The organism is Vallitalea sediminicola (assembly GCF_054408565.1).
Genome location: NZ_BTPT01000019.1, coordinates 1 through 15,069, shown reverse-complemented (window position 1 = coordinate 15,069; position 15,069 = coordinate 1). Strand labels below are relative to the sequence as shown.

14 protein-coding genes and 3 CRISPR repeat arrays (1 of these 17 only partly in view) are annotated in these 15,069 nt (G+C 25.9%); of the genes, 8 read left to right on the top strand and 6 right to left on the bottom strand.

Features of this window, described 5'->3' with window-relative positions; genetic code table 11:
* Positions 1–1,043: direct repeats of the CRISPR family, unit length 37 nt; unit sequence GTAGTAATACATAATCCAGTAAAACAAGGATTGAAAC; it reaches 92 nt to the left of the window's first position.
* Positions 1,044–1,165: 122 nt separating this feature from the next.
* The 4 genes from ACX6CF_RS08610 to ACX6CF_RS08595 all read right to left on the bottom strand — a co-directional run bounded on the left by ACX6CF_RS08610 (position 1,166) and on the right by ACX6CF_RS08595 (position 3,756).
* A complete protein-coding gene (locus ACX6CF_RS08610) occupies positions 1,166–1,453 on the bottom strand; it encodes a hypothetical protein (protein WP_458784915.1) in 288 nt (95 codons plus the stop codon).
* Between the two features lie 114 nt (positions 1,454–1,567).
* Positions 1,568–1,747: a hypothetical protein gene (locus ACX6CF_RS08605; protein ID WP_458784914.1), complete on the bottom strand. Its 180-nt coding sequence runs from the start codon at positions 1,745–1,747 to the stop codon at positions 1,568–1,570.
* Between the two features lie 458 nt (positions 1,748–2,205).
* A CRISPR array of direct repeats spans positions 2,206–2,972; the repeat unit is 37 nt.
* 199 nt (positions 2,973–3,171) lie between these two features.
* On the bottom strand, positions 3,172–3,459 hold the full coding sequence (locus ACX6CF_RS08600) for a hypothetical protein (protein ID WP_458784913.1): 288 nt from the start codon (positions 3,457–3,459) through the stop codon (positions 3,172–3,174).
* Positions 3,460–3,579: 120 nt separating this feature from the next.
* Complete coding sequence (locus tag ACX6CF_RS08595) at positions 3,580–3,756, bottom strand: hypothetical protein (protein WP_458784912.1); 177 nt, start codon at positions 3,754–3,756, stop codon at positions 3,580–3,582.
* Positions 3,757–4,203: 447 nt separating this feature from the next.
* On the opposite strand from ACX6CF_RS08595, the gene cmr1 reads away from it, so the two are divergent.
* The 8 genes from cmr1 to ACX6CF_RS08555 all read left to right on the top strand — a co-directional run bounded on the left by cmr1 (position 4,204) and on the right by ACX6CF_RS08555 (position 12,393).
* Positions 4,204–5,190, top strand: coding sequence for a type III-B CRISPR module RAMP protein Cmr1 (cmr1, locus tag ACX6CF_RS08590; RefSeq protein WP_458784911.1), 987 nt, complete (start codon positions 4,204–4,206; stop codon positions 5,188–5,190).
* 5 nt (positions 5,191–5,195) lie between these two features.
* Positions 5,196–7,019, top strand: coding sequence for a type III-B CRISPR-associated protein Cas10/Cmr2 (gene cas10, locus ACX6CF_RS08585; RefSeq protein WP_458784910.1), 1,824 nt, complete (start codon positions 5,196–5,198; stop codon positions 7,017–7,019).
* A 14-nt stretch (positions 7,020–7,033) separates the two neighbouring features.
* A complete protein-coding gene (locus tag ACX6CF_RS08580) occupies positions 7,034–8,122 on the top strand; it encodes a type III-B CRISPR module-associated Cmr3 family protein (RefSeq protein WP_458784909.1) in 1,089 nt (362 codons plus the stop codon).
* On the top strand, positions 8,123–9,439 hold the full coding sequence (locus tag ACX6CF_RS08575; RefSeq protein ID WP_458784908.1) for a hypothetical protein: 1,317 nt from the start codon (positions 8,123–8,125) through the stop codon (positions 9,437–9,439).
* Between the two features lie 24 nt (positions 9,440–9,463).
* The gene (gene cmr4 / locus ACX6CF_RS08570; protein WP_458784907.1) at positions 9,464–10,375 is read left to right on the top strand and encodes a type III-B CRISPR module RAMP protein Cmr4; all 912 of its coding nucleotides are present in this window, start codon (positions 9,464–9,466) and stop codon (positions 10,373–10,375) included.
* Positions 10,365–10,823, top strand: a complete 459-nt coding sequence (gene cmr5, locus ACX6CF_RS08565; RefSeq protein WP_458784906.1) for a type III-B CRISPR module-associated protein Cmr5 — start codon at positions 10,365–10,367, stop codon at positions 10,821–10,823. The genes cmr4 and cmr5 overlap by 11 nt, the downstream gene beginning before the upstream one ends.
* A complete protein-coding gene (cmr6, locus tag ACX6CF_RS08560) occupies positions 10,824–11,840 on the top strand; it encodes a type III-B CRISPR module RAMP protein Cmr6 (RefSeq protein ID WP_458784905.1) in 1,017 nt (338 codons plus the stop codon).
* Between the two features lie 418 nt (positions 11,841–12,258).
* Positions 12,259–12,393, top strand: a complete 135-nt coding sequence (locus tag ACX6CF_RS08555) for a hypothetical protein (RefSeq protein WP_458784904.1) — start codon at positions 12,259–12,261, stop codon at positions 12,391–12,393.
* A gap of 337 nt (positions 12,394–12,730) precedes the next feature.
* Positions 12,731–14,303: direct repeats of the CRISPR family, unit length 37 nt; unit sequence ATAGTAATACATAATCCAATACAATAAGGATTGAAAC.
* Between the two features lie 158 nt (positions 14,304–14,461).
* Here ACX6CF_RS08555 and ACX6CF_RS08550 read toward each other — a convergent pair.
* Together ACX6CF_RS08550 and ACX6CF_RS08545 are read right to left on the bottom strand one after the other, a co-directional pair.
* Positions 14,462–14,749, bottom strand: a complete 288-nt coding sequence (locus ACX6CF_RS08550; RefSeq protein ID WP_458784903.1) for a hypothetical protein — start codon at positions 14,747–14,749, stop codon at positions 14,462–14,464.
* 116 nt (positions 14,750–14,865) lie between these two features.
* Positions 14,866–15,069: ribbon-helix-helix domain-containing protein (locus ACX6CF_RS08545; RefSeq protein WP_458784902.1), on the bottom strand; the 204-nt coding region annotated here is incomplete at its 5' end.

Genomic DNA, 15,069 nt, shown 5'->3' with positions numbered 1-15,069 from the left:
GTAAAACAAGGATTGAAACACATAGCATGCTGCGCCTTGTCTGTGCGCTCTACTTCGTAGTAATACATAATCCAGTAAAACAAGGATTGAAACTGTCCATCATTAACCCAACTTGCATATTCTATGTTTGTAGTAATACATAATCCAGTAAAACAAGGATTGAAACAAGTCCAGTTAAAAGTTTCCCTTTCTGGCTGGAATACGTAGTAATACATAATCCAGTAAAACAAGGATTGAAACATTATTATTGAAGGTCAACTAATAAATTTTCATATGTAGTAATACATAATCCAGTAAAACAAGGATTGAAACTACAAATAATATCAAATTTTAATGATAAATTTTGTGGTAGTAATACATAATCCAGTAAAACAAGGATTGAAACATTGTACTTGCACTTGAACTTGTGGTGGTACGGTAAGGTAGTAATACATAATCCAGTAAAACAAGGATTGAAACTATAATTAATCACTGCTTTTCCCCCTCAATCTTCTTGTAGTAATACATAATCCAGTAAAACAAGGATTGAAACTTCTCCATGCGTGACTTTTAAAGATTATCATTTCATGTAGTAATACATAATCCAGTAAAACAAGGATTGAAACCAACGTGCACATAATATCCAAAATCACACATATGATAGTAGTAATACATAATCCAGTAAAACAAGGATTGAAACTATACGAATTGTAGTCACTTGCTAAATAGGACGGTAGTAGTAATACATAATCCAGTAAAACAAGGATTGAAACCACCGTAGGGACGTTACAAAAATAAATTGTAACTTGGTAGTAATACATAATCCAGTAAAACAAGGATTGAAACTCTTGTAAGAACTCTCTATCATGTATTAATAATTCGTAGTAATACATAATCCAGTAAAATAAGGATTGAAACATGAATGCATCCACATTCACGCTAAAGTTTGGTTTAGTAGTAATACATAATCCAGTAAAACAAGGATTGAAACTAAACAACGTATTGATTAAAACTATATTGACTAGTAGTAATAATACATAATCCAGTAAAAAAGGGGATTAAATTATTTCTATGTGATATAAACTCAATAACACGATTTAGATATTTTAAGAATAATAAACAAAGCCACCAAATAGAATGAATTTCTAACAGGTGGCTTTGTCTCAAATTAATAAGAAAATCAATCTTATATAATACAAAGTAATTTTAACAACTTAATACAATCTTTATAACTAGCTAAGTATAAGCATTGATTAGCACACGTCAATTTATCTGATTGCTTTGAAATATATGCTTTTACAAACTTACTATCTTCTTCACTTAAGGAATTTATTATTGTTTCAAATTTATGCTTGTTTTTATCCAAGTAGCAATCTAATTCTTGATACTCTAAATCTGTATTAACAAAATCTCTATAAGTTTTATCTAACATATGTATTGCAAAAACATTAAAGTGTTCTGTGATATCTAACATTAAAATCATACCTCCATTCTTGAATTACTATCATAAACAAGGTATAATAGATTTACCTCTATTTTTGATAGTGGATAATAAGAGTTTTGTATGCTTAGTGAGGCGGCAGAACTCTTAGTTATTATTTAGATCATCGTATACTTTTCTAACACCTTTTCTTAGAATCTCAGATTTACTTTCATTAAGTTCTTTACTACAATATTCTAGTTTTTTATCTGTTTCATCATCAATCCTAAATTTGATAGTTTTATTCTTAGGTGCGTTAGTAGGACGACCTATTTTTTTGTTTCCCAACGTATTTTTCACCTCGCTTTTGTGGACACATTATTATAGTAACTTATGTGGGTACAATTGTCAAGATTAAAATATGTGGTGTCAATAATTATTCTGTATGATATATAAGGCAAGGTGTGATGATTGCTGTTATAGAAATGTTTGCATAAAATAGTGAAAAGTATAGAATTATTATCTAAATATGATATAATATTAATAGAAAAATATAGTATGGAAATTATATATTGTTGCAAAATTATTCGTGCAGAATTTGTCAGCATGTTTGAAACTATATATAGCAAGGGTTTGAGGCTACTCGTCCTAACCGAAAATGACGATATTTTTGACAATATCCAATATTATTATATATAATATTACAAAACTTGTTGAAGTATAAAAAAGCCCTGAACCCTTGAAATTGGTGNNAAAATAAGGATTGAAACAATATTACGATATGCTAATATATAGATATTTGAATATGTAGTAATACATAATCCAGTAAAATAAGGATTGAAACATTTTAATTAGACTTGTATTTCATTATTTAATGTCTGTAGTAATACATAATCCAGTAAAATAAGGATTGAAACATTTCTTTCCTTGGATATTGTTTATATCTGATTCCCGTAGTAATACATAATCCAGTAAAATAAGGATTGAAACTGTAATCATACCAACTATAACTACTACCCACAATAAAGTAGTAATACATAATCCAGTAAAATAAGGATTGAAACATATGTTATTTGCTATTATATCTGCCGGTATGTTCGGGTAGTAATACATAATCCAGTAAAATAAGGATTGAAACAGTGATACTAATGCAGTTGTAATAATGGTTAATTCGTAGTAATACATAATCCAGTAAAATAAGGATTGAAACTTTTCCATTTTTTGTTACTCCTTCACTGTAATATAGGTAGTAATACATAATCCAGTAAAATAAGGATTGAAACCACATGCCCTACTAAGCCATTCAGATAATTGATAATGTAGTAATACATAATCCAGTAAAATAAGGATTGAAACACCTCCTCGGCCTGGACATATACGTATTTTTCCAGCGTAGTAATACATAATCCAGTAAAATAAGGATTGAAACCCAAACACGAAGATAGAGACGTGTATAAATTTTTAGTAGTAATACATAATCCAGTAAAATAAGGATTGAAACTTATGACGGTACATCATGGAAGGGGGTTATATAATGTAGTAATACATAATCCAGTAAAATAAGGATTGAAACTTGGTTTCCATATAATTTAAAATCCTTTGTTCATTAGTAGTAATACATAATCCAGTAGAAAAAAGGGGATTAAATTATTTCTATGTGATATAAACTCAATAACACAATTCAGATATTTTTAAAAATAATAAAACAAAGCTACCAAATAGAATGAATTTCTAACAGGTGGCTTTGTCTCAAATTAATAAGAAAATCAATCTTATATAATACCAAGTAATTTTAACAACTTAATACAATCTTTATAACTAGCTAAGTATAAGCATTGATTAGCACACGTCAATTTATCTGATTGCTTTGAAATATATGCTATTACAAACTTACTATCTTCTTCACTTAAGGAATTTATTATTGTTTCAAATTTATGCTTGTTTTTATCCAAGTAGCAATCTAATTCTTGATACTCTAAGTCTGTATTAATAAAATCTCTATAAGTCTTATCTAACATATGTATTGCAAAAACATTAAAGTGTTCTGTGATATCTAACATTAAAATCATACCTCCATTCTTGAATTACTATCATAAACAGGGTATAATAGATTTACCTCTATTTAGATAGTGGGATGTGAGAAGTGGTGTACTTGCTTGATCGGCGTTCACCGCTTCTTTCTATTTGTTTTTTAAGTCGCTTTCCAACTTACCTATTCCTCGTCTAATACTTTCGGCTCTATTAAGTTGATACTCATTACAATATTTCTCAAGTATTTCATCACTTTTTTTATCTAGCCTAACATGAATAGATTTACCTTTAGGATTATCAGTTGGTCTGCCTACTTTCTTAGGCACATCTTCACCTCCTATTATTTTGTGACCCATAATAATCTTATAATATGTGGCCCCGAATGTCAAGATAAAAATACGTAAATTATAGTATATGTTGCGACAAAAGTACTTATGTTTTGATAATATGCATATAAATCTAATGTCATATAATAATTAATAGGCATGTATTATGATTAATTAATGTTGTTATATATAAAATGGCATAATCAAGTGTAAAATAAAATAAAAAGTATTAAACATTATTTAATTAAAGAATGTTTTTTTATATTGTTTACTTGTAAATGTTCTGAGTAAATTTAATTTTAAATAGAGAATATTATTCATTTGTGTTAAAATACACATAGTAAAGTGTATATAGAAATAAATAGATATAATTATGCTGAATCTATATAAAACTAAATAACATAAATAAATATAATGTAATATTAAATGGATAGGGTGATGTTTAATTTGAAGATAATAAAAGCTAAAATAAAAATTATTACTCCAATGTGTTCTTATGGAGTAAGGCAGTCAAAACCTGAATTTAGAATAACAGAATTAAAATCTCTGATGAGAAGTACTTTTAGAGAATTATATCGTTTCGAGAATTTAAAAGATATGAAAGAAAAAGAAAAAGAATTATTTGGAGATATCAAAAATAAATCTCCAATTGCCCTAAAAATAGAATACGATAAATTAAGAGTTAGTGATAAAAAAATAATTCCTCATAAGCCTAAATTTGAAAAAAAATGTTTATCTAAAGGTAATCAATTAAAGATAAATTTAATTGGAAATGACAATATAAAATTAGAAATGTATATCATATTGTTAATTCAATCATCAATTATAGGTTCTTTAGGTAATCGTTCTAGAAAAGGATTTGGATCTTTTACAGTTACAGATGTTGAGGGATTTGAAACGGACAAATATAATAAATTACTGAAAGAAAATCCTATAGAAATATTTTGTAAGATGATTAATTATGGTCATAAGTATAAGGGACATTTTAATATATGTAAAAAAGAACAAAAGATATTAGGACATTTTAATGATTTTTTTACTGATGGAGATTTTCCTTATGTTAAAAGAGTTTCTATTATTAAAATTAATAAAGAATATGATGAAATATTATATGAAATTTCAAAATTAACCCACGATAGATTGGATGATAAATTAATAGATAAATGGTTTACTAACAAAGGTTATAAGATAGATAGTAAAAAAATCAATAAGAATATATTAGGTAATTGTAAATATCAAAAGGTATCAGTAAAGCGTTTTGCATCACCTGTACATATATCATTTTGGGAAAATACTACAGACAAATATATGATTGTGAAAGAATTGAATTATGCATATATAATTAATGAGTTAAAAATAAGTGAAAAGAGTAAAACCGTTAATAAAAATTATGTGGATGAATTTGTTAATCAAGTAAAAAAAGAAGGTAGGTGATATGGATGAGTTATTTATTAGGAATTACTATGGGTCCGGTACAGCCATATATTGTTGAATCAAGAAAATTAATAGATTTATTCAACAGTAGTAGCATTATATCGGATATTATGAAAGAAATACATAAAAAGATAGAATCCAAATTTAGTCAGGAGGATGAGATAATATATCCTAACCATGAAGATGAAAAAGATATAGATTACTCAAATTATATGATATATAAAGTGCATCAGATATTTGATCTACAAAATATTGAGATTGAAATATTTGATAAATATGAAAGCGATTTTAAAAATACAGTAGGTAATAATATTAAATACAGTTATCAAAAACTTAACTTAAAGGAATATTTTAATGTTTATTGGGTATTTGAAGAAATAAAAAATGGTAACTATTATGATGCTTATGATAGTTTGACTTGGAAAATTGAGAGTTTGAAAAATACTCATGAATTTGAACAAATAGAGCAACGAAGTATGAAAAAATGTCATGTATGTGGTAACAGAAATATTGTTACTCATTCTTTAACAGAAAAGTATAGAAGAGATTGTAAATTAAACAAAGACGAAGAATTATGTAATATGTGTCTATTTAAAAGAATCTATAGTAAAGATAAAAACAATAAGAAGTTGAATTCTGTTTATAAAATTGCAATAAAAAATTGGAAAAGAAATAATAAAAAGGAAATAAGTAAAGTACCTGAATTGTTGGAAGAGATTTTTATTGAAAGTGACAAATACTATAATCCTGATGAAATTTCATATGTAATTAATTTGGCTGAATTAAAATTAAATGGATTTGATATAAGCAAAGATAAAAAGTATGTCAATAAAAAAATAGAACAAATAGAGTATGAATTACGTAAAGGATTAATTTTAACTGAACAGATAAAGAAATTAACAAAAATAAAAAACGAGATGAAAGATATTTATAAGGAGATTAAGAAACCTATTTATGAATATGCTTTTATTCAATTTGATATTGATAATTTAGGAAAATGGATAAGTGGATATTATTTGGAAGATAGAACGAATCTCAGAAAATATCAAAAAGAATTTTCAAAAGTCATTATTGAATTTGGATGTAAGTTAAGAAAAAAATTATCTAAGAATAATTGCGAAGTTATATATTCTGGCGGAGATGATTTTTTAGGGGTACTTCCTATAGAAGATATCATTCATGTTATGAATGTTATTGATGTGTTATTTAAAGAAGACGTAGAAGAAAAATTAAGTCAATATACAACGTATAAGGATAAAATTACATATTCATCAAGTATAACAATTGCACAATGTAAAGATCCTATGAGTTATGCATTAGATAAAACTAGAAAAGAGCTAGAAAATATAAAAAAAATGTATGAAGAGCAAGAACACAAGAAAAATGGTGTGGCTATTACCTATATAGTTAATAATTCAAAAGAAATTACAGGTTATTTGAAAAAATCAGATTTTAAAGTATTGTGTCAACTGGCAGAAGCATATTCATCAATCAAATATAATCTAACTTTTTCATACATATATAACTATGAAAAAGAAATTTCTAGATTTAACATAAAAGATGTGAGTTATAATGAACTACAATATTTTAATGAAATAGCAGTTTATGAATTGACAAGATTAATGAAACGAAGTCAACTCAATAATGAAAACTTGGGTAAAGAAGTTGATGAATATATTGAAAAAATGAGCAATTTTATTAGAGATATAATTTGTAAAAATTATTCGGAAATAAAATCTAATCATTGTTATATAGATTATAAAAATATTATTAATATACTTAAATTAAGTAAAAAAATGTCAGTTATTGATTGGGATTTAAGTAATTAGGGGGGGCGAAATAATTGAGTATAATTAGTATAAAACCTTGTGATAGCATGTTTTTTGGCGATGGTAATCAATTCAATTTTGGTATTAATAATATAATAAGAAGTAAAAACACTCCATTTTCGTCAACTTTTTTTGGAGCAATTTTTACAGCTCTTTTAACTAAAAATGATTGTTTTAGAAAAAGTTTTTTTAGTCAAGCCAATTATGATCATGAAAAGATTCTTAACATAGAGCAGATATATATATATAATATTAAAGATAATAAAGTATATATTAAAGCACCCATGGATTTATTTATGACATCAAAAGAAATTTTGTTCGGAAGTTTTAAACAATTAAATGGTAATGTGAGCTCGTTACATTATAACTATATATTAGAAAGTCCTAAAAATAATGAATATGAAAAAGTTAACAATAAATATATTGATATTAATAATGTATATGATTCATATCTAAAAAAACAAGGAATAAGAATTAATTTAATAGATGAAAAGGAACTATTTGCTAAGAGATTTAAGGTTGGTATTGGTATAGATAAATTATCCAAAACTGTTCAACATGGTAAATTATATAAAATTGAACAGACTGAATTTGTCGATGATACAAATAATATGGATAATGAATGGGCTTACTTAGTAGATTATTCGATTTGTGAGGATTATGTTGAGGATAAATATAACGGAATAGAATTAAATGATTTAGATTATGGACATCTAAAGCTAGGAGGAGAGAATAAAGCTTGTAAATATAAAAAAGAAGATAATGGATATATTAAGAGATTTAAAATAATGAGCAGACAGAAGCCAAATAATAATATATTTAAAGTAGTATTTACTAGTTCAGCATATTTTGAAGAGGGTATTAATAAGGTTTTTCAAGAAAATAATATGAAGATTTTAGGTATAGCTAATGATAAGCCAATATATATTGGTGGTTATGATATGAAAACAAAAAGTGAAAAAAATGGTGCTATCAGAAAAATGTACAAAGGATATCCAGCAGGAACTGTTGTATTAGTTGAAAAAATAGATAAAAGTAGAGACATACTAGAATGCAATAATCCTAAAGGTTTTAATAAATATGTAGTATTGGAGGAGAAATAAATGGAAGAAAAAAAAGAAATAGTTTTAGTTATATGTTCTACATTAAATCAAATAACAAACTATCTTGTAATTAAGTTTCTAGAGAAAAAATATAGTATAAAAAAGATATATAATATAACTTATAAAGATGAAACTAAAAAATATTTTAACCTTAATATCAAAAATAATGAATGGGATAAATGGTTGGAAAATATGGATATAGGAATAAAAATCAACCATTATCATATTAAAGATTTATTTAATATAGAAACAATGCAAGAGGAAATTCAGGATAATATAATAAAGAACTGTAAAAAAGATGAAATATATTGGCATATTACTGGAGGGCAGAGGACTATTGCCTTAGCAGTAAGTAATTTGATGCAAGAAGATGACACAAGAAAAAATGATAAATTAATGTACATAGAAGGTAATTCGGAAAAGTTAATACTTAATAATAGTCAGGGTAAATTATTATCAAACCAATATGAAAATTATGGATACAGAGATTTAGATTTTGAAACAGTGTTGAAACTAGTTGGATTTAATACAAAGTCAAATTTAAAATCGACTAAAGTATTAAAAAAGAAATTAAAAAATCCTCTTAAAAATGACTTTGAATATAAATTTTATATAGAATTATATAAAATAATATTAAAAGAAGCAGAAGGTAAAAGTAATAAATATAAAATTGAATATAAGGATAATAAAATCGTAAAGGTATGTGAAGATTCTTTTAGGAATTTATTATTAAAATCTAATGCAGTTAAAAATAGTAAAGACAATCATGAAAGACGAGAATTTATTATAAAAGTTTTTGAAGTGCTAATGTCAGAATACGAAGGTCTAAAAGATATTGGTTACGATATAATTAATTCTCATGAAGTATGTGCTGCATCTTACCCTGCTGGATACATATTTGAAAAAATAACGTCATATGTAATTTATGATTTAGTAAAAAATAACGATAGTATTGTTGATATGAGGACAAGTTTAAAAACCTATTTTGAAAATGAGAATAATGATATTGTTGATGAGTTGGATATTGTTCTTTTAAAAGATACTGGTAAAATAATAAACTTTGAATGTAAATCTGGAGGACTTAAGGGTGATAATGCTAAAAGTCATAATTATACTACATATAGATTAGCAGGAGTATTTGGAATGCCTTTATTATTATCACCATTATTTAAAAAAGAATCTATTATTAATACTGGTACTAATAAAGAATTAAAGAAACAAAAATTAGCCCTAAATGCAGCTAAAAATGCAGAGCTTGAGGTTATATGTTTTGATGAACTAAGTACCATAGAAAAACTAATAAATGATAAATTATAATGAAATTTATAGGAGGATTTAAAAATGTATAAGATTACAAAAGTAAAATATATAAGAGCATTAACACCTATTCATGCAGGAGCAGGACAAGGCTTAGATAGTGTTGATATGCCAATCCAAAGAGAAAAACATTCTAATTTTCCAATAATAGAAGCATCTAGCTTGAAAGGTTCAATAAAACATGGATTGTATAACAAATTAATACATAAAGATAAAAAAAATATTGATGAATTATACAGTATTTTTGGTCCAGAAGAAGGAGATAATTATGCCAGTGCAATAGGTTTTACAGATGCCAAGCTATTGTTTTTTCCAATTAAGTCAATGACCAATATATATAAATTAGTTACTTGCCCTTATATTTTAAAAAGATGGATAGAAGATATAAAATTTCAAAGCGAGAGTAATGAAAATAATGATGGACTAGAAAAATATCTTAATGATCTTAATATACTAGAAGGAAAATGCATAAGTAATAATAGTAATCCAGAAGTATTAGAAGAATATATATTTGAACAACAGGCAATTAAAGAACTCAAACAAAATAAATTAAAACCATTAGAAAATTATTTAGATAATCACATAAGTGAAATTGATAAAAATAGGTTAGTCATATTAAATAATACAGATTTTACAGATTTAGTAACAATGTATACAGAAGTAATAACTAGAAATGCAATTGATATTAATACAGGAGCTGCTAAAGAATCAGGTCTTTTTACTGAGGAATATTTGCCTTCTGAAGCAATATTATATTTTACTGTTTTAGCTTCAGATCAATTTACTACAGATATTACAGCAAAGTATGTTATGAAATATTTTGATGATAAAATAGATGGGTTATTCCAAATTGGAGGTAATGCTACTCTTGGAAAAGGATTTACGAAGCTAATAGGCAAAGAATGTATTAAGGGAGGCGAAAAAATTGGAAAATAATTATAACCTTGATTTATCAAAATTCGCCTTAGATTGTGTACAAAAAATTGATGATAATATTGATAAAAGTAAATATAAAACTTTAGTACTAAAAATGTCCACTTTGATTAGAAATAATGGTTTTATTAACACAATTGTATTTAACTTATCTAAGATTGCAAATAATAATAAAGTTAATGAACATAATGAGGTTTTTAAAAATATAATAATGTGGAGTATGGATAACTACAAGCTTAGAACAATATTTGTTGATGCTAGAAGGAAAAGCATAGACGAAATATATACTAGTAAATTAACCTATAATGATTATGTGAATATAATTCCAAAATATATAGAAATAATAACAGAATTAAATCCAGTTGAATATAGATTGGTATCAAAAGAAATGATAAATCTTTTTATTTGGATAAAGAGATTTGCAAATGGTATGATTGAAGGTGAGAATTAAATGCAAGTTAAAATTGTAGAAGAAGTAGGTAAAGATAAATCAAATAAAAAAGATAAAAATAAATATATTTTTTTACAACAATTTGTTAATAAAAAAATTAAGAATGTAAGAGAGATAAACGTTAAAAAAAATGATATAATTTTTTTGGATAAAGATAATAATGTTAAATCATATCATACATATAATGACTTAATAAAATATTATAATAATATTCCGAATAATGCTAATAAAGCATTATTGATTAATAAATTCTCGTATTTTTTTAGTTTACATGATGAGTATTCAATGAATAAATGCGAGATAGAAATACTTAGTAAAATTACAAAAGATTATAAACTCTTATTTGAAAAACTGGAATTAATTTATGATAGAATTGAACTAGAAGGAGTAATTAATGATAAATTAATAGTAGGGTTGGGTAACCATTCAGTTCATGAGACAAGTATTACTTTACATGGAACTTATGGAATACCATATATTCCTAGTTCCGCAATAAAAGGAGTTCTAAGAAATTATTTAATAAAAGAATACTATAATGTTATTTTTACAGATAATAATGGTAATCACAAAGATGATTCATGTGAAAGTCAGTTGTTAACAACTATCTTCGGCGGTAAAAATAAAGATGGTAAAAATGTAAAAGGTAAGGTTATTTTTATGGATATTTTTCCTACATCATTTTGTATTAAAAAAGATATTATAACGCCTCATCATAGTAATTATTATAGAGAAAATGAAAATGATGTGCTTCCTTTAGATACAGATGAACCAAAGCCTATAGAATTTTTGATTTTGCAAAATAATGATGATAAAGAATGTAAGTTTAATTTCAATTTACTTGTAGATAAAAGTATTTCAAGACTTAAAATTGGAGATATAGAAGAAAATGAAAAATTAAATGTATATAAAGATTATTATTTATATGATTTTATAGAAAAAAACATAAAAGACGCAATAGAACTGAATGGATTAGGGGCAAAAACTTCTGTTGGATATGGTTATTTTAATATAAAATAAAGTAATTATAATATTGAAAATCCAAAAGGGAGCATTAAAATGATTCTTAACAACTTGAAAATAATACTAAGCATAATATTTAATCCAATAAAAACAGCCAAAGGTAAAACCAATCCATTATATGATATTAAGATAATGAAATGGTTTATCATAATAATAAGTTTTGGTAATGTTGTTAACATAACTTTATCAAACTCAAAATATCATTTACCGTTACCACTCATTTTAATAATATCCTTAATAACCTCAATTATAATATACAAATTAATAATTCCAGTTCTTATACATATAGAAAGAATAATAGTTAACAAATGTATTAGATATAATATTTCAAAAGAAATTTATTAAAGATGGTATTACCATATTTTACTGTTGAAATTAATAATAATATAATACGTGATGATATATATATGGTAGAATGAGTGATTCTTCAGCATCCATTTATTATGATGTAGATGAAATGACTGATACTGAAATAGAACTAGAAAAAAATGTTCAATCCCTGTTAGAAATATTCAAAGACAAGAAAATAATAATGACAATCAACAATTGATGGATCAATATGAAAAAATCAAAAGTATTATTGATGAATTAATTCAAGAATATTATTCTAAGTAAATTCAAGGAAATGCAACAATAACACAATGAGTTATGATATAATATCATATGAATAGAGAAGTTTATTACTAAAATTGTTACAAAATTATTGGTGCAAAATTTGTCACCACACTTAAGGTCAGATATAATAAGGGTTCAAGCTTACTCGTCCCAACTGAAAATGACGATATTTTTGACATTATCCAATATTATTATACATAATATTACAAAACTTGTTGAAGTATAAAAAAGCCCTGAACCCTTGAAATTGGTGGATTTTAGCCATGGGGTCTATAGTAATACATAATCCAATACAATAAGGATTGAAACAAATCCGTTGCCAATATACTACCGTCGGCTTCTTTTTATAGTAATACATAATCCAATACAATAAGGATTGAAACTAACCTTAACTGATACTTCCTGGTTTTTCTTTTCTGCATAGTAATACATAATCCAATACAATAAGGATTGAAACTAACTTCTGGTTCTTGATCTGCAACTACTGGTGTCGGATAGTAATACATAATCCAATACAATAAGGATTGAAACATATGTCTGTGCTTTCTTGCTTCTCGATCTGTAATTGATAGTAATACATAATCCAATACAATAAGGATTGAAACATAAAATCTGTCTGTGCTTGCAATTCACTCTGATTATAGTAATACATAATCCAATACAATAAGGATTGAAACAAAGATTGTTGAAGAGCAACATAAAAGTATTTTGAAATAGTAATACATAATCCAATACAATAAGGATTGAAACTTTATATTATGCCCCTTGCTTAATGTGTCCGAATACATAGTAATACATAATCCAATACAATAAGGATTGAAACACTTCTTTCCAGTATTCATGTTCACCGTATAATGGAATAGTAATACATAATCCAATACAATAAGGATTGAAACAGAGAACTAATTAACTCCTGATTCTCGTTATTGTTTATAGTAATACATAATCCAATACAATAAGGATTGAAACCTCTTGTTCAGAATCTTGTGAAGCCACGTATTGATATAGTAATACATAATCCAATACAATAAGGATTGAAACTTACTATTAGCTATAGTAATAATAGCAGCAGTTACAATAGTAATACATAATCCAATACAATAAGGATTGAAACACGAGTCCAAAATGTTAACGCTTAACGAAAAAAGGCATAGTAATACATAATCCAATACAATAAGGATTGAAACCTTTTGACATATTCATTTCCTCCGTTTTCCGTTACTATAGTAATACATAATCCAATACAATAAGGATTGAAACGGTTCAGAAGCGATATAAAAGAAGGTAGCCAGTATTAATAGTAATACATAATCCAATACAATAAGGATTGAAACAATCGTCTTGTATAACTTCAGATGCAGTATAGTTATATAGTAATACATAATCCAATACAATAAGGATTGAAACGTAATGGATAATTGTAATTCATTAATTAACTCTATTAATAGTAATACATAATCCAATACAATAAGGATTGAAACTCTGTTCGGTTTGATATAAATATTCTACAGTTGAATATAGTAATACATAATCCAATACAATAAGGATTGAAACCTTTTGTAAAAAAATGTAAAAAAAATAAGATGCCACATAGTAATACATAATCCAATACAATAAGGATTGAAACGTTGTTAAAGGTTGAGGAGCTACTCCCCACGTGCTGATAGTAATACATAATCCAATACAATAAGGATTGAAACCGAGAATGACAATCAACAAACATTAGATAAGTTCGAATAGTAATACATAATCCAATACAATAAGGATTGAAACAGGTTTCTCACTTGCTCACCTCCTAAATACTATTAATAGTAATACATAATCCAATACAATAAGGATTGTAACACGCTTTTAAAGTTGTTTGAATCAACTCTTTTTACGTAGTAATACATAATCCAGGAAATTATGTTTTGAAATAATGTAATTAGATGAAAGATAACAAAACAAAGTCACCCAATAGATTAAATCTATTAGATGACTTTTTAACATTAAAAAAATTATTCTTATATTACGCCAAGCAACTTCAACAACTTAATACAATCTTTATAACTGGCTAAATATAAGCATTGATTAGCACACGTCAATTTATCTGATTGCTTTGAAATATATGCTTTTACAAACTTACTATCTTCTTCACTTAAGGAATTTATTATTGTTTCAAATTTATGCTTGTTTTTATCCAAGTAGCAATCTAATTCTTGGTATTCTAAATCTGTATTAACAAAATCTCTATAAGTTTTATCTAACATATGTACTGCAAAAACATTAAAGTGTTCTGTGATATCTAACATAAAATCATACCTCCATTATTGAATTACTATCGCAAACAGGGTATAATAGATTTACCTCTATTTTTGATAGTGGTGGATATAGAAGTGATGTGTTAGCTTGCAGGCGACCATCACTTTTATTTATCCTCTAGGTTATCGTAGGCTCTATGAATACTCTCACGAATCATTTCTGAACGGTTAAGTTTTTCTATCTCACAACATTTATCAAGTTTTTCAACCGTAGTCTTATCCATTCTAATTCGTACTGAAAAATTCTTAGGGTTATCCGTAGGACGACCTATTTTTTTCTCAGACAAATGTTCACCTCCTAGTATAATAAT

Coding starts and splice junctions, on each gene's coding strand:
- ACX6CF_RS08610 (WP_458784915.1), bottom strand. CDS start 1,453: ATGTTAGATATCACAGAACACTTTAATGTTTTTGCAATACATATGTTA.
- ACX6CF_RS08600 (WP_458784913.1), bottom strand. CDS start 3,459: ATGTTAGATATCACAGAACACTTTAATGTTTTTGCAATACATATGTTA.
- cas10 (WP_458784910.1), top strand. CDS start 5,196: ATGAGTTATTTATTAGGAATTACTATGGGTCCGGTACAGCCATATATT.
- ACX6CF_RS08575 (WP_458784908.1), top strand. CDS start 8,123: ATGGAAGAAAAAAAAGAAATAGTTTTAGTTATATGTTCTACATTAAAT.
- cmr4 (WP_458784907.1), top strand. CDS start 9,464: ATGTATAAGATTACAAAAGTAAAATATATAAGAGCATTAACACCTATT.
- cmr6 (WP_458784905.1), top strand. CDS start 10,824: ATGCAAGTTAAAATTGTAGAAGAAGTAGGTAAAGATAAATCAAATAAA.
- ACX6CF_RS08555 (WP_458784904.1), top strand. CDS start 12,259: ATGAGTGATTCTTCAGCATCCATTTATTATGATGTAGATGAAATGACT.
- ACX6CF_RS08550 (WP_458784903.1), bottom strand. CDS start 14,749: ATGTTAGATATCACAGAACACTTTAATGTTTTTGCAGTACATATGTTA.